This is a genomic window from Paenibacillus sp. FSL H8-0457, from assembly GCF_038051935.1.
Lineage (GTDB): Bacteria > Bacillota > Bacilli > Paenibacillales > Paenibacillaceae > Paenibacillus_AQ > Paenibacillus_AQ lautus_A.
Map to the genome: position 1 here is coordinate 1,476,368 of NZ_CP150293.1, position 26,655 is coordinate 1,503,022.

Genomic DNA, 26,655 nt, shown 5'->3' on the forward strand with positions numbered 1-26,655 from the left:
GGGGAATCAGGCAATGGACGATACCAAAATCATCGATGTCGACGTTCATAACGAGCAGGACGACAGGGCGCTGCTGCCATATCTGCAGGAGCCTTGGCGCTCCCGGGTAGCGGCATCCGGCATCGGGTATGCAGGCTCAGGGTATTACTCGCCGATCGGCGTGATGAAAAAAGACTCGATCCCTCCGGGGGGAGGCAAGGCCGGCTCCGATCCCGATTATATGATCAAGCAGCTGATCGAAGGCTACAATCTGGACTATGCCGTGTTGACGGGTGTCGTTTACAACATTTCCTCGACGCATGATCCGGATTATGCGGCGGCGATATGCTCGGCTTATAACGATTATCTGATCGCCGAGTGGCTCGGCAAGCATAAAGCTTTTAAGGGAGCCATGGCGGTAGCCACCCAGGACCCGCTGCTGGCGGCGCGCGAGATCGATAGGATCGGCGGCCATCCGGATATCGTGGAGGTGATGATCTCCAGTGCGGCGAGGTCGCCGCTGGGTCAGCGCCACTATCACCCGATCTACGAAGCGGCAGCGCGCAATGGCCTTCCGGTCGCGATCCATCCGGGAGCGGAAGGCGGTGGGAGCTCGACGGCTCCCACCGCGGCCGGCTACCCGACCCGGTACATCGAATGGCACACCTGTCTCTCCCAGATGTTCATGGCACATCTGGTGAGCATGGTATGCGAGGGCGTATTCGTGAAGTATCCGAACCTCAAGGTCGTTCTGGTTGAAGGCGGAGTGGCCTGGCTGCCGGGCCTGATGTGGCGGCTGGACAAAAATTACAAGGCGCTGCGAGCAACCGTGCCCTGGCTGACGAGAATGCCGAGCGAGTACATCCGGGATCACTGCTACTTATCGACGCAGCCGATCGAGGAGCCGGATAATCCGCAGCATCTCATCGATCTCTTCAATATGATCGATGCTGAGAACATGCTGCTCTATTCCAGCGATTATCCGCATTGGGACTTCGACTCGCCGGGCCATGTCCTGCGGGGCCTGAAACCGGAAGCGCGGCGGAAGATTTTTTATGAGAATGCGAAACAGCTGTACCGGCTGGATTGAGGGATTGGATGAGGTCTGGGGGGCGGATGGAAGTGGGTTTGGACTAATGGAAAGCATACTCATGGACGAATCAGGTTTGCATGGTCGAGGGTGGCTTGGAAGGTCGAAGCAGGCATGCATGTTCGAGGTTGGCTTGCATGGTCGAAGCAGGCTTGCATAACTGAAGCTGGTCAACGATGAATGTACAACTAAATGGATTAACTCTGTGTATGAGTAACTTCCATAGCTCGACGATTTGGCTACTATTTGAATGGAACAAAGCAAAGTTGAAGTGATTATTTGGACTAATAAATACTAGGTGTGGACTGGGCAGATGCCGTAACTCGATTTTACCGGAAGTCATGGGAATTTGACCGGGATCAACTAAGATCCTCTGGATGAATCGCACCAGTGGAAGATAAACTCATTCAATAAACTGGGCACGGGGGAAAATCATTAGATCCAACTAACAGGGGTTGAAGTTAAGGAGGTGCATGCATGGCGGTACATTACGTGCTGTCGGAGGAAGACGTTTCAGAGGGTGAGCACAAAATCGTCAACATCGAGGGACGCGAAATCGGCATCTATCGGGTCAACGGCGAGTACCATGCGATACTCAACTACTGCCCGCATCAAGGAGCGCCGATCTGTGCAGGCCTGGTCTCCGGTACGACGCTGCCCTCGGAGGTGTACGATTACGAATACGGCCGGGCAGGCGAGATCGTCCGATGTCCCTGGCATGGCTGGGAGTTCGACCTGCAGACCGGCAAGTCGCTGTTCAGCGATCGGATTCGGGTGAAGAAATACAAGGTGGAGATTCATGAGGGCAAGATTGGGGTGGTGATGGGGAGGTAGCAGGCGGGAGTTGAAGGGATTTAATTAATGGGGCTGCAGGTATTATTACTAGCCATGGGCACTCAGGTTACTTGTGTCAGCTTTTAACGGACCCTAGATCCGTTATTTAAGTTCAAAACTCGATTTTTTACAATGTACCGGACTCCAGATCCGCTATTGTGCGAATTACGGGTGCTAATACCAATAAAAACAGCAAATAAGGTCCTCTGTGTCCGCTAAAGCTACCAAAAGGGCTATTTTGTACAAAATAAGGTATTCTGAGTCCGTTAGAATGTCCTAACGACCATTGAGCAAGGGGACTTCGAGACATCTTGAATGATATGGCGATTGTATTTTTGGAAGTCCGGTTCACAGGTGATTTTCTGCTCATTGCTCTGTTGGTCTAAGCGGGGCTATAGGTATGGTGCGTAGTCCGGTGCATGTTTGAATGGCTCTCGATTGAAAAAAGAGCGAGTATGGATGGGAATGAGTCCCTCACACTCGCTCTTTTAGTCATGACGATTTTAGCGAACGGGTTATTGTTGTCCGAAACAAGGTTACGTTAGCATAATGGGTGCTCCTCTTAAGAATGAAATACACTAATGTTCAACCGGCTTCATTGATCTGGCGACTTCAATCATTTGCTCTCTTGTCAACACGACGCTGCTCATTTCAATAAAAGTATCACCTTGAATCCATTTCAGAAAACCGCCATTCTGTTCTTTATCCGCCCAAGGTTCAAATCGCGCTTCGATATCATCCCACGTGACCGGTTCGCCCCTTGAATCGAATGTAAATGTGCGCTCTTGTTGTCTGGTTGAACTGGTGTTGTTCTTCAGATCGATGCTTGTAATGGACTGGGTAGTCTTGTAACCGTGCGCCTTATGTTGTTCGACTCCCAATAAATAAATATCTCCAGACATGTCAAAGTAACTAAACCTGGTAAAGGTAATTTTTTTCTCGCCGGGTTTAAACGGATAAGGCACTGGGATGTCAAGTTTCCAATCGGTCTTCGGCAGTTGAGGGGCATAAATAACAAAATCAGTGTCTTTACTGAGCTGGTGCAAGGCTTGATCATCAGCAAACACCGACTGCGGTAATCCGAATAAAAGCATGGCACACATTAGGGCTAATACGAACTTCTTCATCTTTTTTATTCCCTCCTGGCTGGAATGTTTATCCTAGTTTTACCATGCGAAACCTATTTATCCTTATGAAATATGGTTTGCTGAAATAGGAAAAAGGACTACGGTCATTCGTAGCCTTCTTGATAATTTTTTATTGATAATGCAGCTTATTTACTGATAATTGAATACCCCCTCACACCACCTGCGACAGCACCAACCCCCCGTAAGCGAACGCGGCCAGGATCACCAAGGCCGGATGGATCTTGCGGATGTTCATGGCCCAGAAGGCGACGGCGGCGATGCCGAGGGATTGCAGGAGGCCGATGGAGATGACGGAGCTTTTGCCGATCTGCCAGGTCAGGGTCAGCATCATGATCGCGATGACCGGCTGGACCAGCAGGGTCATGCCTTTGACCACGGGCGATGTGCGGTATTTTTGCAGTAGATTCAGCAGCCAGATGAGCGCCACCGCGGAAGGGATGACCGTCGCCGCGAGGGCGAGCGTCATGCCCATCCAGCCGGATACGCCGTACCCGACAAAAGCGGCGATTTTGGTGGCGATCGGCCCGGGAAGCGCGTTGCCAAGCGCAAGCATGTTGGAGAATTCCGGGTCGGTCAGCCAGCCGTGATTCGTGACGATTTCCTTATACATGAGCGGGATCGAAGCAGGGCCGCCGCCATAACCGAGCACGTTGGAAACAAAAAAGCTGACCAGCAGCTGAAGCCATTCTTCCATCAGGCGGACCCCTCCTTATCCCGTCTTTGTTTTTTGAGTTTGGCTACGGTTCTAAAATGCACGGTGCCATAGGCAAGGAACAGCATAATGACGAGGGCCGGATGGATCTGGATGCTTTCCAGCAGGAGAAACGACACCACAAAAAATCCGATCCCGGCGTAAATGCCAAGTCCCTTCACGGCCTTCTCGCCGAATTCGTAAGCCATCGTGCCCAGCATCACCGCAATGACCGGCGTAACGCCGGCAATCATACCGGCCACTATCTTGGAGTTGCTGAGGAACGTCACCGCCGACAGCAGCGCGATCATCGCGATGCAGGTCGGGAGGATATGCGCAAAAACCGCGACCACCGCGCCTAGCACTCCTTTTTCACGGTAACCGAGATAGGCGGCCATCTTCGTGGCGATTGGACCCGGAAGTGCGTTGGCGAGCGCGAGCACCTCTCCGAATTCATCGTCGCTGAGCCAGCCGTAACGAACGACGGCCTCATGCCGGATCAGCGGAATGACGGAGGGACCGCCGCCATAGCCGAGTATGCCGGTTCGGAACATGCCGAACGTTAATTCCATGTATGGATTGTTATTTTTATCATCCAAGGGTAGGAGTCCTTTCTGTCGAAAATCAGAGTCTGATGCCCATTCGGCTTTTATAGCGCTTGATTAGAATCTGCGTGTCCACGCTGGTTATGCCCGGAAGCGGGTAAAGCTTCTCGTTTAAAAACATTTCCATTTCCTTATGATCGGCAAACAAGCCGTGCATATGCAGTTTGCTGGGACCGGTCATATGATACAGGCTGGTGACATACGGCTCGTTCTCCAGTGTGTCCGCCACCTGCTGCAAATATTTGGGCTCAACCTCCACATTGAAAAAAGCGGACACCGAAATCCCCACTTTCTCCGGATTAATGACGGCCGCGAAGCGCTCAATGACGCCGTCATCGATCAGGGCATTGACCCTGGCCTGTACCGCTACGCGGGACAATCCAATCTCCTTGGCCAAATCCGTGTACGAGATTCGCCCGTTCTTGCCGAGGATCGCAATGATTTTGCGGTCCGTATCATCAATCTGGAGAGACGCGTTCTCACCGGAAGAATGAATATTCATGGGCTGCAGCTCCTTTAGTTTTACTTATATGTAAGGCTTACCTCATGTAATTATTACAAAACGTAATTAAAATTGGGATTATACTTACGATACGTTTAAATATATAAGTTCTTTACATTGTTTTCAATATGATTTGCAAAATTTGAAACTTTTTCTCCGCATTTCAAGTCTAAGACTATGGATAGAACAAGATAGATTTGAATGATTTGGATGTTGACATGCCTCAATGGAGAAGGCGGAATGATTCTGGAGAAGCGAAGCGGTCCCCTTTGACCCTGGATTTTCTCCACTTGTAATCCGTTTGAAAATAATCTTGGGGCAACAGGGATCGGAAGAATAATCCGCATGCGTAGTGCTGAAAGGGCTACTGGTTAGAAACCGTTACATAATTCTATTAAATGGTTCCTTTTATATAATTACCCTTTTATATCAATTTATGATAGGATAAACGAGGTGAATAACTAGCTTCTCAGGATTTTTATTTGGAAAGGCGGCATGGATATGAAAAGATTATTTTGCCTCATTCTGGTTATCGTTATGCTGATCCCGGCCAGCATCGTTTCGGCAGCAGGGACAACCGCTCAAGCCAACAAGTCGAAGAACAAACCGATAAATCTTGTTTTTGCAGGTGACATTCTATTAGACGGATACGTGGGGAGCCAGATTGATAGATTCGGTAACCAATATCCTTTTAAGAAGGTAGCCCCCATCTTGAAAAAGGCGGATATGGCGTTTGCCAACCTGGAGACGCCGGTCTCCATTCGCGGCAAGGCTGCGGATAAAACCTTTGCTTTTCGTTCGAAGCCGGACACGCTCAAGGGCCTGGTATACGCGGGAATCGACGGCGTCACGCTGGCGAACAACCACATTCTGGACTATGGCCAGCAGGCCATGCTGGACACGATCACCCATCTGAAGCGCCAGAAGATCGGGTATACGGGTGCCGGGCGAAATATAGACGAGGCCTTCGAGCCTTACGTGCAGAACATTAACGGGAAGAAAGTCGCGGTGCTGGGCGTCAGCCGGGTGCTGTCGGGCAATTCCTGGATTGCGGGCAAGAACCACCCGGGTGCTGCCTCCGCCTACACGATGGAGCCTATGCTGACCCATATTAAGAAGTCGGCCAAAACCAACGATTATACGATCGTATACATCCATTGGAACCAGGAATTCGCCGACTATCCGGAAGAATATGCGCGCACGATGGCCAAGAAGATGATTGACGCCGGGGCCGACATCATTATCGGATCGCACAGCCATACGTTGATGGGCATCGAATATTACAAGAACAAGCCGATTTATTATTCGCTTGGCAACTTCGTGTTCAACCGCTCGACTCGGGGCGGGGACAAAACCCTGCTGTCGATGATGGTGCATGTTGAGATTCAGGGCTCCAAGATCACGAGCCGAATTACGCCGGTAAAGATACTTCAAGGCCAGCCGAATCTGATGGACAAGAAGTACAACAAAGAGATCATCGCGAAACTGAACAAACTCTCCTACAATGCAAAAATCGATGCCAACGGCAACGTCAGCAAAAAATAACACGGAATCTTAAAGACAACTGCGGCTGTAAGCTGCGGTTGTTTTTTTGTGCGCTTTTTGGAAGCTCACCGTAAAAATAAGTCGGAAACTGGCGGCTAGGCGTTTGTTTACATTCCCCGCATTTCGACAAAAGCTGTGCTTACGCCACCCATCCGGAAATTCCTGCCGAAAAAATAAAATAAAATTTTACAAAATGTATTGTAATTTAAAATAAAATTTCAATATGATGAAGGGAAGAAGACGGGTTATTTTCGTTCGTCGGAAGCGGTAAATACGAATCGGCAGCATACTTTTTACAGCCCTTCCAGCTAATGACTAAATGTAAAGCCGATACCGGCAGAGTTAACCCGGTCTTAACACAGATTGGAGGTGGAATTAACAAGCGAGCGCTATACTCCCGAGTAGGTCTTTCGTTCATGAGCGGACTTACAACCGAGAGGAACCAGAGTCCAAGCATAGAGAAGGAGGAATTCATGTACATGTTAAGGAGCAAAAAGAGAATATCATCGCTGCTCAGCGGTGTGATGTTTCTATCGCTGCTGTTTCCCGCAGGACAAGCTGCTGCAGCCGACACAGCGGCCGCCGCTGCATCGGTCATTGATATGCGGCAGATGGAGATCGGGCCGGGGGCTACATACACGTGGGCGAATATGCAAAAAGGCAGCGGCGAGCAGAAGGTCCATATGGTGGAATTTGATCCATCGCAAGGAAATCTGGAGCTTCAGCCGGGTCTCACCGATGGCAAGGTATACGGCATGCAGGGAGTCAGTAAAATGGCGTCGGATGCCGATAAGGCAGGCAATCGCGTCATCGCGGCGGTGAACGGAGATTTCTACGATATGTCCACCGGAATTCCGCTCGGATTGTTCATGGGGGACGGAGAACTGTTGACGGATCCGCCCAGCGGCCGGAACGCCTTTGGCATTAAACAGGACGGAACGAGCCTCTACGGCAGTCCGAAATTAACGAAAAATGTGACGATAGGCGGAACGGTCAGCAGCCTGTCCTCTATCAACCGTCTAAGAGGGACGGACGCACTTGTGCTTTATACCGAAAAATTCAATGCCACCACGATGACCAATAATCTGGGAGACGAAGTGATTCTGGATATCGTGAGCGGCAGGGTCGCCAGCGGGGAGACCTTGACGATGAAGGTGGTCTCTGTTGTTAAGGATCAGGGGAATTCGTCGATCGGCCAAGGTCAAGTGGTATTGTCAGCTTCGGGCTCGCAGCGGAGCAAGCTTGCCGGGCTGAAGGCAGGGGATGAAGTGACGGCGGGTTTTCAGCTGGATAACGAGTGGCAGGATGTCACGATGGCGATTGGCGGTACCGTGATGCTGGTCAAGGATGGGGTCGTGCAGCAGCATACCGATCCGGCTGTACACCCCAGAACGGTGGTGGGAACGAAAGCGGACGGCTCCGTCGTGCTGTTCGAGGTTGATGGCCGCCAGCCGGGGTTCAGTGAAGGGCTTAACTACATCGAGCTTGGCGAAATGCTGCAGGAGCTTGGCGTGGTTAACGCACTGAATCTGGACGGAGGCGGTTCGGCTACCTTCGTCGCCCGCCTGCCGGGAGAAACGGAGCGCAAGGTGCTCAACTCGCCTTCTGACGGCGGGGAACGCAAGACGGCCAACGGCATTTTGCTGGTGAACAAAGCACCTGAAGGAGCGGCGAATAAACTTGTCGTGGCCCCCACGCTGGAAAGAGTTCTGACAGGTTCATCCGCTACCTTCAAAACGGCGGCCGTGGACCAGAATCTGCATCCCGCGAAAATGACGGAGGCCGCGGTTTGGGGCGTTGACCCAGCCTATGGGACGATCGACGCCAGCGGGACGTTTACGGCAGGCAACCAACCTGGATTGACCGAGGTATCCGTACAATCCGGTAATCTGATAGGGAAAGCCGCATTGGAAGTCGTCGATGAGCTGACTGAGCTCAAGTTCTCCGACGCCGTGAAGACCTTCTCCTCCGGCTCGACCGAGACGCTCAAGGTCACGGCGCTTCGCAACGGTCAAGTGGTACAGGCCGATAATAGCCGTTTGGAGTGGCGTACCGAAGGCGACATCGGGACGATTGACGCAAACGGAACGTTTACCGCTACGGACAAGCAGGACGTCAGCGGCAAAATCTTCGTGAAGTACGGTCAAATCGAGACCTCAATCGAAGTGAACGTCGGTCTTCCACCGGTCATGCTCGAAGATTTCGAGAACGGCCTTAGCCGTTATAAACCAAGCGCCGGTGCGCAGTTCAAGTCGACCAAGGTATCCATTGAAACCGATGAGACCTATATTCGTTCCGGGAATGGCGCCTTGAAGCTGGAGTACGATTTTACCGGAATGACCGGTACCTCCGGTGCTTATCTGCAGACGAACGGCACCGCGGACAATATCGAAATTCCGGGCTATCCGGAGAAAATCAGCATGTGGGTCTACGGAGACGGCAACGCGCACTGGCTCCGTGCCCAAATTCGTGACAGCAAGGGTGCGATCCCGCTCGATTTCACCGATCAGACGGTAGGCGTCGATTTCAAGGGATGGAAGTATCTCGAAGCGTCCGTGCCCAAAGGAAGAACCCTTCCGCTGGTGATGGACATGCCGGTTCGATATATGGAAACACAGGCCGCGAAAAAAGACGCCGGAGCCATCTACGTGGACGAAATTCGCGCATTGTACGGTCCGGCCAACGACGATATCGACCCGCCGGTTCTGAAGAAATTCTCGCCGGCCGACGGTGCGGAGATTACAGAGAACACGCCGACCATTACCGTGTATGCCGAGGATGCCGGCTATGATCCTGTCGCACACCCGGGAACGACGCTGATCGATCCGGACAAAATCCGATTCTATCTGGATGGCAGTCTGGTGCAGCATACCCTGTATCCGCCGGAAGGAAGAATCCATTACACGCCGAGCGTTCCGCTCGCCGATGGCGTTCATCAAGCAAAAGTCACCGTCCGTGATCTGTCGGGCAACCAAACGACCGAGGAATGGAACTTCACCGTAAATACCGGTTCAGCCAAGGTGGTGTACGATACGCCGGAAACGGTCTATGTTGGCGGCAGTTACACGCTGGATATCGGCGGTGTGAAGACATCCCAAATTCGCAGCGGCCATGTCGATTTCCAATTCGATCCCACCAAAGTGGAGAATTTGGAGCTCATACCGGGGGACAAGCTGAGTGCATCCCAGGTTAGCGCAAGCATCGACGGTACAACAGGAAAGGTGAGGGTGACCTGGAAGGACATCCATACCGCATCCCTGCAGAATACGGATTGGATCGGCCAAATCCGGTATGACGTGAAAAAGAACGCAACCGGCAGCAGCATCATAGCGCTCACGTCCGGGGCGGTATCCTTCACCGATACGGGCAATACCGAATTTTCGTTCTATGGTCTTCCGATCGAATCGCAGATCGCAACGCATTATGCGCTGAGCTGGAATGAGGAAGGAATCGTAGAGGGATACGAAACGGTGTTCGAAGTTGCCGATGCCCAAGGGCAGCCTGTTGAAGGCGTACAGATCATGGCAGACTCGGCAGCGGTGGGAACAACGGATGCGGCGGGTATCCTGAAGACCGGGGCGCTGACGTCCCAGGTCAAGACGTATACCGTGCAGGCCGTCAAAGGCAATCAATACAGTCCGGCATTGGAGTTCAAGGTTTCGCCACTGGCCGGAAGCCCTACTCCTTTCAACATCAGCGTGGGCATGGGAGAAGATCCGGCCACGTCGAGGATGCTGAACTGGCACACGGACCCGGCGACGGAGGGGACCGTCGTGGAACTAGCGAAGCAATCCGAATTCACGGATTTCGATGCGCCGAACGTCCAGAAGTTCAATGGTGCCAGCGAGCTGTACCATACCTTGGACCTCGGCACGGTACGCGTCCATAAAGCAACGGCGGCCGGCCTTGACCCAGGGACAGAGTATGTGTACCGTGTCGGTGACGGCCAAGGCCATTACAGTGCCCAAGGCTCGTTTAAAACAACGGAGCTCGCGGGAGACACAACGAAATTCCTGTATTTTGCGGATTCCCAGGCATCCACCGCCAAAGAGTTCGAGCTGTGGGGGAATACGATCGACAAGGCCGCAGCCGAGCATCCGGACGCCGAATTCATGGTCCATGCCGGGGATATGGTGGACAAAGGCTTCCTGGAGGAGCAGTGGAACTATTGGTTTGATGAAGCCCAGAAGCATTTCCTGAATACGACGTTGGTGTCGGCCATCGGCAACCATGAAGTGATGGGGACGAAGGAAAACGGAGACTTCCTGGCTCACTTTAACCAGCCGGGCAATGGCTTGGACAGCCTGAAAGGAACCAACTTCTCTTTTGATTACAAGGACGTTCATTTCATTATGCTGAACAGCGAGTATCAGCTGAAGGATCAGAAGAAGTGGCTTCAGCAGGATCTGGCTAATAATGATAAGAAATGGACTGTCGCGATGTTCCATCGCGGTCCATACGGCAGCATCTACGATTCCGCCGAGGTACGGAGCCTATGGGCGCCGGTGCTGGAGGAATCCGGCGTTGATCTCGTGTTAAACGGACATGATCATATTTATATTCGTTCCTACCCGATGATGAACAACCAGATTGCCGCGGACGGGAAGGGCACGACTTACGTCGTGGCGGGATCGTCAGGTCCTAAATTCTACTCCCACACGGAGCGGGGCTGGCATGAGGTGGTCGACGAAGAGAAGACTCAAATGTATGCCTCCGTGGAAGTGAAGGGAGACGAGCTTCATTTTGTAACCCAAACGGTTGGCGGACGCGTCGTGGACGAGTTTACACTGACGAAATCGGATACGAAGCCGGAGCCGCAGTGGATTGAAGTAACTCCAAACCAGCTGACGCTAGCTGTAGGCGAGAGCCAAAAGTTACTGGCTGATGTGAAGCCGAGCGGTGCGGAACGAACCGTTGTATGGTCCGTCTACCATTCCGAACCGTCGGATGACGTCATCAGCGTATCCACAGACGGCATCGTGACGGCTCAAGGGCTGGGCAATGCCGTCGTCAGAGCGACCAGCACGGCGGCACCGGACGTTTATACAGACGTGAGTATTACGGTAGACCGAATCCCGAACGGCAGCATCGAATCGATACTCTTAAGCGGCAAATCCGAGCTGAAGGTCGGGGATACCGATAAGACGGTAACCGAGGCGGTTTATACCGACGGCAGCCATATCCGTTTAATCGAAGGCATAACCTATGCGAGCAGTAAGCCGGACGTAGCTTCCATTGATGAACAGGGCTCGGTACGGGCTTTGGCAGAAGGGGCAACCGTTATTTCGGCAACCTATGAAGGGTTTAAGTCGGAATATGATTTGAAGGTGATCACCCGTGGTGGAGGGAATCCCGATCCGGGACCGGAGCCGCCGGTAGACCCGCCCGTGCAGCCGCCGGTAACACCACCGGTTACGCCTCCAGTAACGCCGCCCGTGACACCGCCGTCATCAGGCAGCATCACCTTATCCGCCAACGAGCTTGCAGCTAAACTGTCGAATGGGCAAGTGACCTTGTCGGTAGATGGAAACTTTACGGATATCACGCTGCCAGGGAATGCAGCAGACATCCTCAAAGGTGGTTCGATCCACCTTGAAGCGAAGAATTTGTCCCTAACGATCCCGGCCGAAGTGCTTCGCCAGCTGGGCGCCCTTGCAGATGCCGGCCAGCTTGAGAAGGGCACGATAAAACTGAGTGCCGCCACATTAACGGAGGCCGAGATGAAGCAGCGGATCGCGCAAGCTGCCCGCGTCTCCGGCGCTAAGCTGACAGCAGCCGGAGCCATGCTGGAGTTCGAGCTTAAATTGACGACAGCGGATGGCAAAGTCTACAGCTTAACCGAATTCGATCATCCGATCATGCTGGAACTGCCGGTATCTTCAGATGCTCATGGCAAAAGAATTTCCATGTACTATGTATCCGGCAGCGGAGAGCTGGAGTATATAGGCGGTGTAAACAAAGACGGCCGCATGGCCGCGGAAATCCGCCATTTCAGCGCTTACGGTTTGCTGGATTACGAGAAAACCTTTGCGGATGTGCCATCCTCGTTCTGGGCAGCGGAGGTGATCGGAGATTTGGCCGCGAAGCAGCTCATCGAAGGCGTCAGCGCGGACCGCTTCGCACCGGCGCAGCAAGTGACCCGGGCCGAGTTTGCCGCGATGCTGGTTCGTCTGCTGGATCTTAAGGCAGAAGGACCTGCGCCGTTCGCCGATGTAGCTTCAGGCAAATGGTACGCCGAGGCCGTGTCGGCGGCCGCCCAGTCCGGCATCGTGAACGGAACGGCCAAAGACCGTTTTGCACCGGACGCCCCGATCAAACGCCAGGAAATGGCGGCGATGCTGGTGCGCGCTTATGCCCACGCGATGAAACAACAGCAGGAGAACATCAGCGCGGGAAGCGGATTTGCCGATCTCGCCGAGTCTCCGGACTGGGTTCGCGAAGCGGTAGAAACCGCGCATGCCCTCGGATTTGTTCAGGGCCATGCGCCGAGCCGTTTTGCACCGGAAGGTTTGACCACGCGTGCGGAAAGCGCGCAGGTCATCCATAATCTGTTGAATAAGCTGAAGTAAAGCTTAGGCGAATACCGCCTCTCTCCACTGTAGAACTTCACAGAGGAGAGAGGCTTTTTTTAGGTTAAAGTATGGCGGAAGTTCCGATATAATGATATACAAGGTCAATGAACGAACGTAAGCCGAAGTTACACCTATTGAGTAACCGGAAAGGGGGAAGAGGATGACGGAATACGCGAATACGCCGAAGCCGCCTTATTATGCTTGCATTTTTGTGTCCAAACGAACGGAGGGCGACCGGGGTTACGGAGCGATGTCCGATAAAATGGCGGAGCTCGCTGCGCAGCAGCCCGGCTATCTGGGGGTGGAATCCGCTCGGGACGAGGGTCTCAGGATCACGGTTTCGTATTGGGACTCCCTGGAGTCCATACGTTTATGGAAGGAGAACGCGGCTCATCAGGTAGCCCAGGAACGGGGTAAGAACGAGTGGTATGAAAGCTTTGGCTTGCGAATTTGCAAGGTGGAGCGGGACAGCTTCTATAAGCTTTAGGCAAGGCCAGATCATGGAGAGGAAGAGGAGGAGTTTTATGGTGCAGAATCCGGGCAAGGTCAAATGGGGAATTATGGGGACGGGCTGGATTGCGGAGCAGTTTGCAGCCGATTTGGCATATGTGGACAACGCTCAGTTTCTGGCGGTCGGTTCCCGTACGGCCAGCAGTGCAGGCGAGTTTGCGTCGAAATACGATATACCGCGGGCGTATGGCAGCTACGAGGAGCTCGTGTCGGATCCTGATGTCGACGTTGTGTACATAGCGACTCCGCATCCGATGCACAGGGACCATGCGCTGATGTGTCTCCAAGCAGGCAAATCCGTTCTGTGCGAAAAGCCCTTTACGATCAACGGGGATGAGCTGGAGGAGTTAGTCGAATCAGCACGGGAGCATAAGCTGTTCCTGATGGAGGCCATGTGGACGCGTTTCCTTTCGCCGATCCGGCAGGTGCGCGAATGGCTGAAGGACGGTCTGATCGGCGACGTCCGGCTGGTGAAGGCCGATTTCGGTTTCCGGAGCGGCTGGAATCCGCAGGGCCGTTTGCTGAATTTGGAGCTCGGCGGGGGCGCGCTGCTGGATGCGGGCATTTATCCGGTGTCGTTTGCGGCCATGATCTTTGGAGCCGAGCCCGAGAAGATTTGGAGCACCGCGCATATCGGCGAGACGGGCGTAGATGAGCAGTTCTCCGTTATTCTATCCTATGAATCGGGCAAGACGGCATCGTTAAACGGGGCGATCCGGCTGGGATTGACGAATGAAGCTTATATTTATGGCACCAACGGGCATATCCACATTCCGTCCTTCTTGAACGCGACATCCGCTGCGCTTCATGTCGATGGCGAGGAACCGGTGGTTGTGACGGATGACCGACAAGAGAAGGGGTATAGCTTCGAGGCTTACGAAGTGGGACGTTGCCTGCTGGAAGGGCGGCTCGAGAGCGATGTGATGCCGCTGGACGAATCGCTTGCGATTATGAGGCTGCTGGATCAGATCCGGGGGCAGTGGGGATTGAAGTATCCTTCGGAAGGTTAAGCCGTGACGCTTATGATCGGGTTTCTTGATTATACGAAATAAAAGAATGGTTTGAAGTAGCCAATACGGGCTTTGCCCGTATTGGCTTTTTTTGGTCATTGTACGTCATGATGACTAAAATTCCTGCCGGAGATTTAAAATTATATTTTACAAAAACTATTGAAATTTGAAATAAAATTTCAATATGATAGTGATAGAGATGAACGTGTGTGCAACAGCATGACGTCATCTACTTCAGTCGCATGATCGGAGGTGAGCGGCAGCCGATTTCGCTGGAAATCGGGCTTCGGTTCGGATAGCAAGCACTCATACCATAGGGAGTGAATTGATGAATGATAACCAAAAGGCGTGTCTATCGAAGCAGTAAGTCCATCCTGTCCATGACGTTGGCATTCGCCGTGATGCTCAGCTCGGCCGTGTCTGTTTGGGGCGGTTCCGTTGAAACGAACGCAAGCGCAGGACAGCCGGAAGCTGTGGTGCTGGAGGATTTTGAATCGGTAACGAATTTATTTGCGTCTTCCGCAAGGGGGAAGGCCCAGCTGGATTTGGCGGGGAGGCCGGAGCCGATTTATTACGGACATCATGCTGCAGCTTTAAGCTATGATTTTGTGGGCAGCGAATCCGGCACCTCGGCGGCTTATCTCAATTTCAGAGACCCGGATGGATCAACAGGCAGGAGCGTTCCCGGATCACCGAAGGCACTCGGCTTGTGGGTTTACGGCGACGGCGGCAACCACTGGCTCCGTGCACAGCTCCAGGATTCTTCCGGCGGCAAGCATACCGTTGATTTTACAGCCACCTCCGGTCTTAACTGGAAGGGCTGGAAATACGTCAAATTAAACATTCCTTCTACCATTCAGGCTCCTCTCAAAGTGAATCAAATCTACGTAGCCGAATTAAAAGACACGAATAAAAACAAAGGTGCCTTATACTTCGACAGGCTCTCCGCCTTCTATACGGCTTCTCCGGTTTATGGGCTCGACATCGGCGGACTGACGCCTATGGGCGTCGGTGAAACGGTCAAACCGCAAGTTTATGCAACCTATGAAGGACAGTCGGAACCAACGTTACTGACATCCGGCGTGAAACTGACCAGCAGCGACGAATCCGTTGCCACCGTGACGGGCGCTACATACGACACCATTGAAGCATTGGCACCGGGAACGGTGACCATCACGGCCGAGTACGGCGATGCGCCAAAAGCCCAGCTGGAGCTGCATGTGGCGGCGGATGCCCCGGCTCCCCATGAATTGCTGTTGTCCGGACCGCTTCATATGGAGACGAGCGTCACCGGTACAATGAGAAGCAGCGTGGTTTACTCCGTCTACGGAAACCAAACGGATCCGGTGTGGATGACCGAAGGCATTAGCTATACAAGCGATCAGCCTGGCGTTGTATCGGTCGATCAAGCGGGTCGACTGACCGCGGTTTCCGAAGGGACGGCTGCCATTACGGCGTCGTACCGGGGAGCATCCGCCCATCATACCATTACCGTGACGGATCCGGTTCCTGTTTTGCAAAGCATTCAACTTCAAGGACTTACGTCTGTGACGGTTGGAGATTCTTTTGAAACGGTGGTATCCGCCACGTACTCATGGATGGCTGAACCGCTAACCCTAGAGGAAGGCGTTACGTTTACCAGCAGCAACCCGGACGTCGCTTCGGTTTCTGATAAAGGGGTGGTGAGCGGTTTGAAGGTAGGCTCCGCTAGAATAACAGCCGCGTTCCAAGGAAAGACCGATTCGCTCTATATCACCGTGAATGAAGCTTCCCGGCATCCGAAAAGCGAGATGCGGGCGGCATGGATCGCCACCGTCGATAATATCGACTGGCCGGCTAAAGGGGTTACCGATCCGGAGCAGCAGAAGCAGCAATTCATTCAGCTGCTCGATCAACTGGAGGATGCCGGAATGAACGCGGTCATCATGCAGATCAAACCGACGGCGGATGCTTTTTACCCGTCCCAATACGGACCTTGGTCCGAGTGGCTGACAGGTGAACAAGGCAAGGATCCGGGTTACGATCCGCTGGCATTCCTGCTCGAGGAAGTGCATAAGCGAAACATGGAGTTCCACGCCTGGTTCAATCCGTATCGCATCAGCCTGCAGGGAGACATCAACAAGCTGGTAGCGGATCACCCGGCCAGGCAGCATCCCGACTGGGTCGAGGAATACGGCGGCAAGCTGTATTTCAATCCAGGGGTGCCGGAGGCGCAGCAGTTCATCATTGACGGCATCATGGAGGTCGTTCGGAATTACGATATCGACGCCGTGCATTTTGACGATTATTTCTACCCGTATCCCGTAACGGGCGTGGATTTCCCGGATACGGATACATTTAATCAGTACAAGGGCTCCTTTACGAACAAGAGCGATTGGAGAAGAAATAACGTCAATACCTTCATTCAAAACGTGAAGGAAGCCATCAAGGCAGAGAAGAGCTACGTGAAATTCGGCATCAGCCCGTTTGGTATTTGGAAAAACAAATCCAGCGATCCGGCCGGCTCCGAAACGACGGGACTTGAGAGTTATCATGCGATTTACGCGGATTCGAAGAAATGGGTCGAAGAAGAGTGGATCGACTATATCACGCCGCAGATTTATTGGAACATCGGGTACTCCGCAGCGGCTTACGATAAGCTGATCGATTGGTGGAGCGGGATCGTGTCCGGCAAGAACGTTCATCTATACAGCGGACAAGCCGTATATAAAATCGGGTCGAATGCCGACTGGTCCAACCCCGACGAAATGCCGAACCAGATCCAATACAATCGAAACTTCGAGGAAGTTCGGGGCAGCATGTATTTCAGCTCCAAATGGTTTAAGGACAACGCGCTTGGATTTACCGACAGACTGAAGAACGATCTGTACCGATACCCGGCGCTCATCCCGGCCATGCCTTGGATCGAATCGGAGGCACCGGCTGCGACCAAGAAGCCAAAGGCCGACCAAGTACAGGAAGGCGTGAAGCTCAGCTGGTCTTCGTCTGACGACGAGACGTATTACGCGGTTTATCGCTTTAACGGTCGGGAAACCGGCAGCGTTCAGGAACCGGCGAATTTAATAGGGACTTTCAGGAAAAACGCCGGAATGACGCAATTCTTTGTTGATCGTACCGTTGTGAAGGGACAAACCTATACGTATGTGGTGACGGCTGTCGATCGTTTGCATAACGAGAGTGCCCCAAGCAAACCGGTCACGGTGAAAGTGAAACATAGTGGCAAGCCTGGAAAGCCCCCAGTAAATCCACCGGGGAAACCGAGCAAGCCGTGAGCTTACATGCGCCCGTAGATTATAACCCATACCGGTTCACGGCGGGTTTGCTTCTCTAGCAAGATGTCGCTTTAGAGAACGGACTGGCCTGTATCAAAAAAAAAGGGACATCCTTAGGCATTATGCCTAAGGATGTCCCTTTTGCTGCTTGTTCCAATCGACATGCTCCATGGTACAATAGAGGCATTATGTCTTGGAGTGTGGTGCATGGTCAAAAAATTAGGAATGGCACTTGTCTACGTTGCCGTTGGTGGTCTTATTTACTATAAAGGCGAGTTCATATTGGCATGGATTCGCTCGACAGACAGCATCATGCTGATCATGCTCGTCGCTGTCGCCATGGCTTTGTTCCCGGTGATCCCTTATCCCGTTGTCGGCGGCGTAATCGGGGCGGCCCTAGGTCCGGTTATCGGCGGGATGGTTACTTGGGTCGGCTCCACAGCTGCTTCCATCCTGATGTTCATGTTCATCCGCTACGGTTATCAGGAATGGGGCAACCGGGCGCTTCACCGTTACAACAGCCTGGGAAAAGTGACCACGATGTTTGAACGGAACGCCTTTTTGACCATCCTGTTTACCCGGTTGATCCCGTTTATTCCTTCCATCGTCATCAATGTGTACGCAGCGCTCAGCAAGGTAACGTTCGTATCGTACAGCTTGGCGTCCGCATTGGGCAAAATTCCCGCCATGCTGCTGTTCTCGATGGTAGGAGACAATTTGATGTCCAATCCTTCCCATATCCTAATAACCATAGGCGTATATGGCGTATTTCTTGCCGTAACCCTTCTGGTTTACCGCTTGTCGGGCTTTGGCCGTTCGGGAAGAACGGAGGCCAAACGCTTATAGGCGTTCGATCGATGAGGTGGGACCGCTTCGCTCCGGAGGTGCTAAGGTCTCGCCTTTTTTCTGTTGGAACCATGCCCGTACGGCCTCGATCTCTTGCTGTTCCATTCCGCTTAAACTCTCGTTGATTTCGCTGAATATCATCTTCACTTGAAGGGAGAGAAGCCCCTTTCTACGCTGCCTACGGGTACCGCTGACCTCCATGGCAATGATCTGCGGCCGGCGTATGTACCTGGTGGACATTGCTATGAAGCGGCTGCGGATCGTAAGCTGTTTACCCGTGACGTTCAGTCCGGAATCCCGGTGCGACAGAAGCCCCCAGGCGAACGAGAGCGGAAGCAGCAAGAGCGATAATAAACCGAGCCTGTCAAAATACCAAATGCATGCGGCGCTGACCGCTGCGGCAAAAGCCAGCTTCCAGCGGACGTACATCCATCTGGCGCGGGGCGGCGGCGAAGCCGAAATGGCCTGAGCGCTGAATTGAGGCGTAACCCGCTTCAGCAGCGCCGGGATATCCCCGGTCTTCAGCAGAGGATGCAGCATGAAATGTTTTTCGGACTCTGACGTAAGCACATGAACCTTGACTTCGGCGTAACCGAACCATCGCCGGAATACGCCTTCCTTTACGGTTATTGCCAATACGCGTTCCGGGGAGAAGAGCAGTCTTTTTCTCTCCAGCAGACCGCAGCTGACCGAGATTTGTTTCCCGAAACGCTCGACGGTAAATCCGGCATATTTGATCGTGTAGAGCACGGCCGAGAGCAGCCAGGACACGATGAGCGCCAATGCCGCGATGCTGATCCAGCTGCCGGGCAGCAGCTTTCCTGCCGATTGAAACAGCGATTGGTACATCCGATCCGGCAGCAGGTCATCGGCAAAAGACACGATACCGCCCACAAAGGCTAAAGCCAATGACAGGTTGGGCGAAGAGAGCGCGGCGATGAGCAGACGGCCCGAGGATAGCTGGAGCAGCGTGCTGCGTTCTTCCTCGGCCGGGATGGGACGGCTTGCCTTCTCTCTGCCGGCGGCGGTGGATTCGGAATCCATCAACAGAACGCTCTCGAAGTCCCGGTTATGATACGACGGGTGGTGAACGGATTCATAAGCCTCCGGGGTCCCCGGAGAAGGAACGGACGGTCTCTCCGTCTCTGAGGAAAGGCTCTGACCGGATCGGCCGGAGTTTTCCGCAGCTGGGTGAACGTCGCGATCCGCCTGCCTGGTTTGGGTTTGCTCGCGCAGCCAGCGCTGCAGCCGTTCGCCTTCGCTATTGGTGACGGCCGGAAGGATGCCGCCGCCGCCTTCCTTTTTGCCCGGCGTTTCGATGCGGACCTGGGTAAGCCCCAATAAACGCTGCAGCAAGGGCTGCTCCATATTCATGGAATGGATGCGGCCTGTATAAATGGACAATTCCTCCCGGAACAGCACGCCGCGGCGGATGAGGATTTTGTCTTCTTCCAGCGTATAGACGAAGCGTTTCCACTTCAGATAACCGTACAGGAGCAGAAGGGAGACCAGGATGACGATGGCGGCGGACAGCCAATACCAAGGGATGTCGCGCAGCGATTTTCCGTTAAGGAATTTGATGGATACCAGGGCTGCGATCGGAATGAGCGATTTTACGCTGTCTGCGAGCGGAAACAGGATGAACAGCCGGTGCAGCCTTGTCGGTTCATTCATCGTGATCCACCACTTTGGCCAGCTCGCCGATCTGTTTCTTTAGTTCCTCCGCTTCTTCCAGCTTGAGCGCTTGAATGACATGGGTCGTTGCAGCCGTGACCACCTTGACCTTGGCTAACCCGTATTTGCGAAGGAGCGGCCCCCGTTCCAGCTCGACATGCTGGACCCGCGTCATGGGAACGAGGGTGTCGCTGAGCCAGATCCAGCCGGAGCGAAGCTCCAACTCTTCCTCGCTGACTTTAAAGCCGAATTGTTTGTAAGTGAAAGAGGGCACGGCCCAAGTAAACCATGCTCCGAGAACCAAGAGTCCGATGGTGATCCACCCGGGAATGAGGGTCCATCCGAGTATAGCCGCGATGATCAGATAAGCTGCTGCAGCGAGCATAATAATTCCGTCCGTGATGAAGCCCGTTATGCGGGAGATCGTGACGGAGTCCGGGTGGCACTTGCGCATGGCGTCAAGCCGATGGTCCATATGTAGGTTCCTCCTTGATGTTAAAGATTCGATCATTCCTTACCTATATGTATGTCTACGTTGCTTGGGAAAACTGCGTTTCATTCCGCCCCTATTTGCTTGCCGTGCTTATCATTGTAGCATAACAGATTAACGACCATCTGAACCCGACCTAACGGTTGCATGAACACATCCCGATTCTGTTAAGCTTGAGTTAAGAAAGCTGATGAAATGATCGAGAACGAAAGGATGGCTGATCATGAAAATAGACCGGCTGTTAGCCATAACCGTCCTGCTTCTTAACCGTGGGAGACTGAGCGCCAAAGAGCTGGCGGATCGGTTCGAGGTATCCAGCAAGACGATATACCGAGATATGGATACGCTGTGCCAAGCCGGCATTCCGATTGTTGCCCACCAGGGGATTACCGGCGGATTTGAGATCATGGAGCATTATATGATCGATAAGTACTGGCTGTCCGCCGAGGAGATGAGCACCTTGGTTACAGCCGTTAAGGGGCTGAGCAGCGCACTGGAGGATCCGCAGATGGGCATGCTGCTGGAGAAGATCAAAGCGCTGCTGCGCAGGGTAGAGCAGGGACTTGGCGATGAATATCGGAAGGAGCCCGTAGTCATGGACTTTCAGCCTTGGGGACAGCGTCAGGGACTGAAACCCGCCGTGGGCTTGCTCAAACAAGCCATTCATGACAAGCGCAGGGTGCAGATGGAATATATCGATGCGGAAGGCAGCGCGGAGCGAAGAACCATTGAACCGGCATCCTTGTTTCTGAAGGGCAATGTTTGGTATGTGCAGGCCTTTTGCCTGGAGCGGGAAGATTTTCGCCTCTTCCGGTTGTCGCGCATGCAGGATATCAAGATGCTGAGCGAAGCGTATGAGCCAAGGCCATGGCCCGGCAAGGAACGTTTGGAATGGGACTCCTCCTGGTCCAATGCTCGGGAGCAGGAGACCGTGCTGCTATTCGAGGCTGCCGCGCGTCAGCGGGTGGCGGATATGTTTCCGCCGGAACAAGTGACCGTCAACCCGGACGGATCTTTGCGCGTTCATGTGTTATACAAGCTGGACGATTGGTTTTACGGCATGATTCTGAGCTTCGGGGATCAAGTGCTGGTTGAGCTTCCGGGCGAAGCAGCCGAGGAAGTGAAGCGAAGGGCGAAACGGATGCTGCTGCGTTACGATAACCCGGACAGATAGATGTCCACGTTACCTCTTTAGAATAGAGATATATTTATCTCAAGGAGGAAACAACTATGAGTCATAGTCAACAGCAGAATCAAAGTGAACGATGGATCGAAACTAGACCCGCCATGTCCATTCAGGGCGTCGGCGTCCGAACGACAAACGAAGCGGAGGCAGGACCGCAAGGCAAAATACCGCAGTTATGGGATCGGTATTTCCAAAGCGGCTTGCAGGCACGATTATCTGATAAGGATCAAGCCATCTATGCGTTGTACACGCAATACGAAAGCGACGCATCCGGGTCGTACACCTTAATAATCGGCAACAGGATAAATGAAGACGTGGCTGCCGAAACCTCCAGTGAACTTCAGCAAGCCTCCGTCCCTGCATCCAGGTACTTGGTATTCCGGACAAGACGTGGCCCCTTAATGGAGATCGTGCCTGAGGTATGGCATGAAATTTGGAGCTACTTCGACCAAGCGGCGGAAAAAAGAACCTATACGGGCGATTACGAACGCTATGACATGCAGCAGTTTGATCCTGCGAATACTGTGGTGGACGTATATATCGCAATTGAATAGCCGCGAAGCATCGGAAGACCGGTTCGGGTGCCTGGAGCTGATAAGACGATCCAACGGAATATGATCCGATCCGGGCCAACCGATGGTTATCAACATCAAATAGAGGGTGTCTCAAAAGATCCTGGATCTTGCGAGATGCCCTTCTTGCTGTTTGAAGATGCCCCGCGCTTTTTGACCATCGTCATGAAGGAGGTGCCGCCCTTATCGAACGATGCAGCCTCCGAGAAGCCAAGCTTGGCATACAGGCGAATGGCTCGTTCGTTGAATCGGGCCACGGTCAGCCGAAACGATTCGCGTTGGTGAAGTTCTCCCATGGATGCCAGCACGCAGGAGAGGAACTTGTGTCCCAAGCCTTTTCCCGTCAGCTCCGGTTTCATGCCGAGTCCGATATCGAGCAGATCCTCATCGTATGCCCCTAACGGGATCGCCATCGGTATTTGGGCAGATGGGCCGGTGCAGCAAAAACCGATCAATTGCTCCTCAGCGCCCAGAATGGCGTAATACGAGCATTCCAGAAGCTCTTTTCGAAACTCCTCATCCTGTCCGCTGTCGTAGAAGTCATAGGGAGGCTCATAGTTCCATGACATGATTTGATCGGCAAACGCCTCCGTCATGGCTGTGATGTGATAAGGCATTGTTCTCATCCTTTTTGTCTATTGAATGTTTCTTCATAGTTGTTTATTTCTGCCCGATCAGCACAAAAACCTCCTCTTTCTTATCACAGCAGGCCAGATTGGCCTAACCGTCATGGAAGAGAAGGTTTTTCATCCAACCCTTTATTTAAACCCGGTCAACGCCGATCCCGACTTCATGAAATACTTCTGTCCGAAGAAATAGATCAGGATCATGGGAATCGCCATGATGGTGGATGCCGCCATCAGTTTCTCCCACTGCGCCCCGTGGTCCTGCTGAAAGCTTTGCAGGCCGACGGTGATGGTCCATTTGGCCGAATCGTTCAGATAGATGAGCGGTCCCATGAAATCCACGTACGACCATACAAAAGAGAATAAAGCAACGGTGGCCAGTGCCGGCTTCAGGATCGGCATAATGATCTTGATATAGATCCGCAGCTCCGAAGCCCCGTCGATCTTTGCTGCCTCGGACAATTCGGTCGGCACGCCAAGCAGAAACTGCCGAAGCAAAAAGATGAAGAACGGCGCCCCGAAGAATGCGCCGATGGTAAGCGGCATGATCGTATTGACCCAGCCGAGCTTGGTGAAGATGATGTACTGCGGAATCATCTGCACTTGAGCCGGCAGAATCATGGTTGCCACGACGATGGTAAAGATGATGTTCCGGCCCCTCCAGGGGATGCGGGAAATCGAGTAGGCTACCAGCGGTGCAGAGAATAGCTGGCCGATGATATTCACCATACAAATCAGAAACGTGTTCATCATGTAGCGGGTAAACGGAATGGCAGAAAGCGCCTCTTTATAATTGGACCACTGGAACGTCTCGGGGAAAATGCTCGGCGGGAACTCGAGTATCTCCTCCGGCGTTTTCAGCGAGGTCATCACCAGCCATACAAATGGAAACAGGAAGATCACAGCGAATAGAAGAAGGACCGCATGCGGCAAGATAACCCGCAACCTGACAGCCATGTTACTCACCTCCGTAATAGACCCAGCGGCCCGACGTTTTTAACAGGATGAACGTAATCAGCAGCACGATGATGAACAGAATCCAGGCGAGCGCCGAGGCATAACCCATCTTCAGAAAGACAAAGGCTTCTTGGTACAAATTGACCGCATAGAACAGCAGCGATTGCTCCGGCCCGCCCAATGAGCCGCTTCCATCCACCTTGCCGCCAGCCAAAATATACGATTCCGTAAAGATTTGGAAGGCGCCGATCAACCCCATGATGAGCTGAAAAAGAATGATGGGGGACAGGGCAGGGACCGTAATCTTCCAGAAGCGGTACCACCAGTTCGCTCCGTCCACCTGAGCCGCTTCATAATATTGCCTTGGCACGCCCTGGAGGGCGGCCAGGAAGATTAAAGCGCCGGCACCCAAGCCCCACAGGCTCATCAGGATAAGGGACGGCTTCGTATAACGGGGATCCAGCAGCCACGCCGGGTCTGTTAAACCCAGGGTGCGAAGTGCCATGTTAACCAAACCGAAGTCGGGGTTCAGCATCCATGTCCACAATAGAGCGCTTGCAACGATCGGTATGACGGACGGAAGGTAGAAGATGGTGCGGTAATAATTGATCCCCTTCACTTTGAAGTTGAGCATCACGGCAATCAATAGTGAGACGGCCAGCGTGATCGGCACGGATATGAACGCCATGAAAAAAGTGTTACCGAGCGACTTATAGAAGCGGTCATCCGCGAGGATTTGCTCGTAATTCTGCAGCCCCACCCACTGGGGAGGGCTGAATAAATCGTATTCGGTCAGACTCAGATAGAGCGAACCGAAGAACGGATAGACGGTAAAAGCCAGAAACCCGATGATCCAAGGAGAGGCGAACGCCAGGCCAAGATACACATAATGACGCTCCTTCCTGGACCAGCCTGACACGGGCTTTCGTTGATTTGCTGTGGAGACTCTCATCTTCGCGATTCTCCTTCCGCTTTAAGTATTTAGTAACGCAGCCCTGCCCAAACCAACGCTGCATTGGACAGAGCCTGCTTGGTTCGTCATTTCACCAGCGGCTGAATCTTGGCCTTCACCTTCTCCAAGCCTTCCTCCATGCTGACGGTGCCTCGGAGAATAGCGTCATATTGCGCGCTGAACTCCGTCATGTACTCGTTCGCGTAGGAAGAAGCCGGGAAGGACTTCAGGTTTTCGCTCCCCGAATAGTCGAGGAATTCCTTAAACCCTGGCACATTCTCGTAGAGCGGGTTGGAGAAGGCCGAATTTCGCGTCGGGAGATTCCCGAGGGCAGCCGTAAACTCGGCCATTTGCTCCGGCTCGGTCATCCATTTGATGAATTTCCAGGAAGCGTCCGGGTTTTTGACGCCTTTCGGAATATAGAATACGCTGGTCGTCACATTCCCCGAGTTTTTGAGTTCCGGGTTGCTTTCATCATAAGGAATGGGAGCTATGCCATAATTCAAATCAGGCGAGTATTGCTTGATGAAGGTGGGCAGCCATTCTCCGTCAATCGTCATCGCATATTTGCCCGAGAAGAACGGATTCTGTGCCGACATGTATTGGCCGAGCCCGGAGGAGAATCGGTCCAGATTATCGGAACCGTATTGATCCCAGATCTCCTTCGAGAGCTTGATGGCCGATTGGATCCCCGGATGATCAGGCGTCACCTTTTGCGCTGCTTCATCATAAAACGATCCGTTAAAGGCATAACTGAACGTATACGCATCCATGCCCGGCCACAATCCGAGCCGCTGGAGGCGGCCTCCATCCTCGACGACGCTCAGCTTCTTGATATACTCTTTCAAATCGCTTATCGTTTCCGGCGGACCGTCATAACCGGCTTCCTGCAAAATATCCTTGTTGTAGAACAGCATGGACACGTGCATGGCCGTCGGGATTGCATACGTCTTGCCTTCATGCTGGGAAGTGCTTAGGGCAGCCGGCACGAAGTCCTTAAGATCGACGCCGTCCTTCGCTATATAATCATCCAGCGGCATCATGGCGCCACGGAGTCCCCACGGCACGACATTTTGTCCGAATTGGGATGCGATGTCCGGAGGATTGCCCCCGGTGATCGCGGTAAGCTGTTTCTGGTAATCGCTTTGGGATAAGCCCTTCACTTGAATGTCGGGATTGGCGCTGTTCCACTTGGCAATCAACGCTTCCAACGCCTCCGCTTCGGGTCCGGTCCATCCGTACCAGAAGTCGAGCGTTACGGCATCCTGGGCAGGCGGATTATCGGATGGTTTGTCACCAGCATCACTGCCCGCTTGGGGCGCATTACCGCCCGAGCATCCTGTTACGATAGAGAACAATAGAATAAGGCTCCAGATCCAAGATTTCTTCTTCATTCCTCTTCCTCCCCTTGAGCAATCGTGTACAATCGTGCAACGTCATTCATCAAAGTTCTATCAATTCCCTCCCCAACACAGTTGACTAAACAACCGGCCCTGATCCAGTTATTTGTAAGAATTATGGATATCGTAGCATGTAAAAAAATCATTTCATTTCACTATCGTGTTCAAAAATAGGATTATCGTATGGCATTGAA

Annotated in this window: 20 protein-coding genes; 10 read left to right on the plus strand and 10 right to left on the minus strand. The window is 53.0% G+C overall.

All coding sequences use genetic code 11. The annotated features are described in order from the left end of the window. The first annotated feature begins 13 nt into the window (after nucleotides 1-13). Together MHI43_RS06315 and MHI43_RS06320 are read left to right on the plus strand one after the other, a co-directional pair. A complete protein-coding gene (locus tag MHI43_RS06315; RefSeq protein WP_036662337.1) occupies nucleotides 14-1,069 on the plus strand; it encodes an amidohydrolase family protein in 1,056 nt (351 codons plus the stop codon). A gap of 477 nt (nucleotides 1,070-1,546) precedes the next feature. Continuing rightward, nucleotides 1,547-1,903 (plus strand): Rieske (2Fe-2S) protein, encoded by a 357-nt coding sequence (locus MHI43_RS06320; protein WP_036662339.1) that lies wholly within the window; start codon nucleotides 1,547-1,549, stop codon nucleotides 1,901-1,903. A gap of 578 nt (nucleotides 1,904-2,481) precedes the next feature. Here the strand turns inward: MHI43_RS06320 and MHI43_RS06325 are convergent. The 4 genes from MHI43_RS06325 to MHI43_RS06340 all read right to left on the minus strand — a co-directional run bounded on the left by MHI43_RS06325 (nucleotide 2,482) and on the right by MHI43_RS06340 (nucleotide 4,849). After that, entirely contained in the window at nucleotides 2,482-3,030 is a 549-nt protein-coding gene (locus MHI43_RS06325; protein ID WP_012819385.1) for a hypothetical protein, read from the minus strand. Nucleotides 3,031-3,202: 172 nt separating this feature from the next. Next, the gene (locus tag MHI43_RS06330; protein ID WP_012819386.1) at nucleotides 3,203-3,745 is read right to left on the minus strand and encodes a chromate transporter; all 543 of its coding nucleotides are present in this window, start codon (nucleotides 3,743-3,745) and stop codon (nucleotides 3,203-3,205) included. Continuing rightward, on the minus strand, nucleotides 3,745-4,314 hold the full coding sequence (locus MHI43_RS06335; RefSeq protein ID WP_036662610.1) for a chromate transporter: 570 nt from the start codon (nucleotides 4,312-4,314) through the stop codon (nucleotides 3,745-3,747). The genes MHI43_RS06330 and MHI43_RS06335 overlap by 1 nt, the downstream gene beginning before the upstream one ends. 52 nt (nucleotides 4,315-4,366) lie before the next feature. Next, a complete protein-coding gene (locus tag MHI43_RS06340) occupies nucleotides 4,367-4,849 on the minus strand; it encodes an Lrp/AsnC family transcriptional regulator (RefSeq protein ID WP_036662341.1) in 483 nt (160 codons plus the stop codon). A 501-nt stretch (nucleotides 4,850-5,350) separates the two neighbouring features. Between MHI43_RS06340 and MHI43_RS06345 the strand changes: the two genes are divergently transcribed. The 6 genes from MHI43_RS06345 (at nucleotide 5,351) to MHI43_RS06370 (ending at nucleotide 18,604) form a co-directional block, all read left to right on the plus strand. Next, nucleotides 5,351-6,394, plus strand: coding sequence for a CapA family protein (locus tag MHI43_RS06345; RefSeq protein ID WP_036662345.1), 1,044 nt, complete (start codon nucleotides 5,351-5,353; stop codon nucleotides 6,392-6,394). A gap of 473 nt (nucleotides 6,395-6,867) precedes the next feature. Beyond that, on the plus strand, nucleotides 6,868-12,963 hold the full coding sequence (locus MHI43_RS06350; protein ID WP_200868612.1) for a phosphodiester glycosidase family protein: 6,096 nt from the start codon (nucleotides 6,868-6,870) through the stop codon (nucleotides 12,961-12,963). Between the two features lie 163 nt (nucleotides 12,964-13,126). Continuing rightward, entirely contained in the window at nucleotides 13,127-13,453 is a 327-nt protein-coding gene (locus MHI43_RS06355) for an antibiotic biosynthesis monooxygenase (RefSeq protein ID WP_036662348.1), read from the plus strand. Nucleotides 13,454-13,490: 37 nt separating this feature from the next. Then, nucleotides 13,491-14,486: a Gfo/Idh/MocA family oxidoreductase gene (locus MHI43_RS06360; protein WP_036662350.1), complete on the plus strand. Its 996-nt coding sequence runs from the start codon at nucleotides 13,491-13,493 to the stop codon at nucleotides 14,484-14,486. Between the two features lie 332 nt (nucleotides 14,487-14,818). Next, complete coding sequence (locus MHI43_RS06365; protein ID WP_036662352.1) at nucleotides 14,819-17,758, plus strand: family 10 glycosylhydrolase; 2,940 nt, start codon at nucleotides 14,819-14,821, stop codon at nucleotides 17,756-17,758. A 207-nt stretch (nucleotides 17,759-17,965) separates the two neighbouring features. Beyond that, nucleotides 17,966-18,604 carry a TVP38/TMEM64 family protein gene (locus tag MHI43_RS06370; protein ID WP_012819394.1) on the plus strand — a complete coding sequence of 213 codons (639 nt, stop codon included), beginning with the start codon at nucleotides 17,966-17,968 and terminating at the stop codon, nucleotides 18,602-18,604. Here the strand turns inward: MHI43_RS06370 and MHI43_RS06375 are convergent. Continuing rightward, complete coding sequence (locus MHI43_RS06375; RefSeq protein WP_012819395.1) at nucleotides 18,599-20,278, minus strand: PH domain-containing protein; 1,680 nt, start codon at nucleotides 20,276-20,278, stop codon at nucleotides 18,599-18,601. The genes MHI43_RS06370 and MHI43_RS06375 overlap by 6 nt on opposite strands. Next, nucleotides 20,271-20,753 carry a PH domain-containing protein gene (locus MHI43_RS06380; RefSeq protein WP_012819396.1) on the minus strand — a complete coding sequence of 161 codons (483 nt, stop codon included), beginning with the start codon at nucleotides 20,751-20,753 and terminating at the stop codon, nucleotides 20,271-20,273. Before MHI43_RS06380 ends, MHI43_RS06375 begins: the two co-directional genes overlap by 8 nt. A gap of 238 nt (nucleotides 20,754-20,991) precedes the next feature. Between MHI43_RS06380 and MHI43_RS06385 the strand changes: the two genes are divergently transcribed. Continuing rightward, nucleotides 20,992-21,942, plus strand: coding sequence for a YafY family protein (locus MHI43_RS06385; RefSeq protein ID WP_012819397.1), 951 nt, complete (start codon nucleotides 20,992-20,994; stop codon nucleotides 21,940-21,942). A 56-nt stretch (nucleotides 21,943-21,998) separates the two neighbouring features. After that, nucleotides 21,999-22,508 (plus strand): GyrI-like domain-containing protein, encoded by a 510-nt coding sequence (locus MHI43_RS06390; RefSeq protein ID WP_051425332.1) that lies wholly within the window; start codon nucleotides 21,999-22,001, stop codon nucleotides 22,506-22,508. Between the two features lie 95 nt (nucleotides 22,509-22,603). Here the strand turns inward: MHI43_RS06390 and MHI43_RS06395 are convergent, their stop codons facing one another. From MHI43_RS06395 to MHI43_RS06410, 4 genes are all read right to left on the minus strand, one after another. Then, nucleotides 22,604-23,143 carry a GNAT family N-acetyltransferase gene (locus MHI43_RS06395; protein ID WP_036662357.1) on the minus strand — a complete coding sequence of 180 codons (540 nt, stop codon included), beginning with the start codon at nucleotides 23,141-23,143 and terminating at the stop codon, nucleotides 22,604-22,606. A gap of 141 nt (nucleotides 23,144-23,284) precedes the next feature. Further along, nucleotides 23,285-24,109 (minus strand): carbohydrate ABC transporter permease, encoded by an 825-nt coding sequence (locus MHI43_RS06400; RefSeq protein ID WP_036662359.1) that lies wholly within the window; start codon nucleotides 24,107-24,109, stop codon nucleotides 23,285-23,287. A 1-nt stretch (nucleotide 24,110) separates the two neighbouring features. Then, complete coding sequence (locus MHI43_RS06405) at nucleotides 24,111-25,061, minus strand: sugar ABC transporter permease (RefSeq protein ID WP_051425333.1); 951 nt, start codon at nucleotides 25,059-25,061, stop codon at nucleotides 24,111-24,113. Nucleotides 25,062-25,147: 86 nt separating this feature from the next. Then, on the minus strand, nucleotides 25,148-26,455 hold the full coding sequence (locus tag MHI43_RS06410; protein WP_012819402.1) for an ABC transporter substrate-binding protein: 1,308 nt from the start codon (nucleotides 26,453-26,455) through the stop codon (nucleotides 25,148-25,150). Between the last annotated feature and the right edge of the window lie 200 nt (nucleotides 26,456-26,655).

What these genes read in the sequence shown, in the direction of transcription:
- MHI43_RS06350 (WP_200868612.1), top strand. Translation starts at nt 6,868, where the DNA reads ATGTACATGTTAAGGAGCAAAAAGAGAATATCATCGCTGCTCAGCGGT.
- MHI43_RS06365 (WP_036662352.1), top strand. Translation starts at nt 14,819, where the DNA reads ATGATAACCAAAAGGCGTGTCTATCGAAGCAGTAAGTCCATCCTGTCC.
- MHI43_RS06395 (WP_036662357.1), bottom strand. Translation starts at nt 23,143, where the DNA reads ATGCCTTATCACATCACAGCCATGACGGAGGCGTTTGCCGATCAAATC.
- MHI43_RS06375 (WP_012819395.1), bottom strand. Translation starts at nt 20,278, where the DNA reads ATGAATGAACCGACAAGGCTGCACCGGCTGTTCATCCTGTTTCCGCTC.
- MHI43_RS06410 (WP_012819402.1), bottom strand. Translation starts at nt 26,455, where the DNA reads ATGAAGAAGAAATCTTGGATCTGGAGCCTTATTCTATTGTTCTCTATC.
- MHI43_RS06320 (WP_036662339.1), top strand. Translation starts at nt 1,547, where the DNA reads ATGGCGGTACATTACGTGCTGTCGGAGGAAGACGTTTCAGAGGGTGAG.
- MHI43_RS06400 (WP_036662359.1), bottom strand. Translation starts at nt 24,109, where the DNA reads ATGGCTGTCAGGTTGCGGGTTATCTTGCCGCATGCGGTCCTTCTTCTA.
- MHI43_RS06345 (WP_036662345.1), top strand. Translation starts at nt 5,351, where the DNA reads ATGAAAAGATTATTTTGCCTCATTCTGGTTATCGTTATGCTGATCCCG.
- MHI43_RS06340 (WP_036662341.1), bottom strand. Translation starts at nt 4,849, where the DNA reads ATGAATATTCATTCTTCCGGTGAGAACGCGTCTCTCCAGATTGATGAT.
- MHI43_RS06315 (WP_036662337.1), top strand. Translation starts at nt 14, where the DNA reads ATGGACGATACCAAAATCATCGATGTCGACGTTCATAACGAGCAGGAC.
- MHI43_RS06380 (WP_012819396.1), bottom strand. Translation starts at nt 20,753, where the DNA reads ATGGACCATCGGCTTGACGCCATGCGCAAGTGCCACCCGGACTCCGTC.
- MHI43_RS06325 (WP_012819385.1), bottom strand. Translation starts at nt 3,030, where the DNA reads ATGAAGAAGTTCGTATTAGCCCTAATGTGTGCCATGCTTTTATTCGGA.
- MHI43_RS06335 (WP_036662610.1), bottom strand. Translation starts at nt 4,314, where the DNA reads ATGGAATTAACGTTCGGCATGTTCCGAACCGGCATACTCGGCTATGGC.
- MHI43_RS06370 (WP_012819394.1), top strand. Translation starts at nt 17,966, where the DNA reads ATGGTCAAAAAATTAGGAATGGCACTTGTCTACGTTGCCGTTGGTGGT.
- MHI43_RS06330 (WP_012819386.1), bottom strand. Translation starts at nt 3,745, where the DNA reads ATGGAAGAATGGCTTCAGCTGCTGGTCAGCTTTTTTGTTTCCAACGTG.
- MHI43_RS06390 (WP_051425332.1), top strand. Translation starts at nt 21,999, where the DNA reads ATGAGTCATAGTCAACAGCAGAATCAAAGTGAACGATGGATCGAAACT.
- MHI43_RS06360 (WP_036662350.1), top strand. Translation starts at nt 13,491, where the DNA reads ATGGTGCAGAATCCGGGCAAGGTCAAATGGGGAATTATGGGGACGGGC.
- MHI43_RS06355 (WP_036662348.1), top strand. Translation starts at nt 13,127, where the DNA reads ATGACGGAATACGCGAATACGCCGAAGCCGCCTTATTATGCTTGCATT.
- MHI43_RS06405 (WP_051425333.1), bottom strand. Translation starts at nt 25,061, where the DNA reads ATGAGAGTCTCCACAGCAAATCAACGAAAGCCCGTGTCAGGCTGGTCC.
- MHI43_RS06385 (WP_012819397.1), top strand. Translation starts at nt 20,992, where the DNA reads ATGAAAATAGACCGGCTGTTAGCCATAACCGTCCTGCTTCTTAACCGT.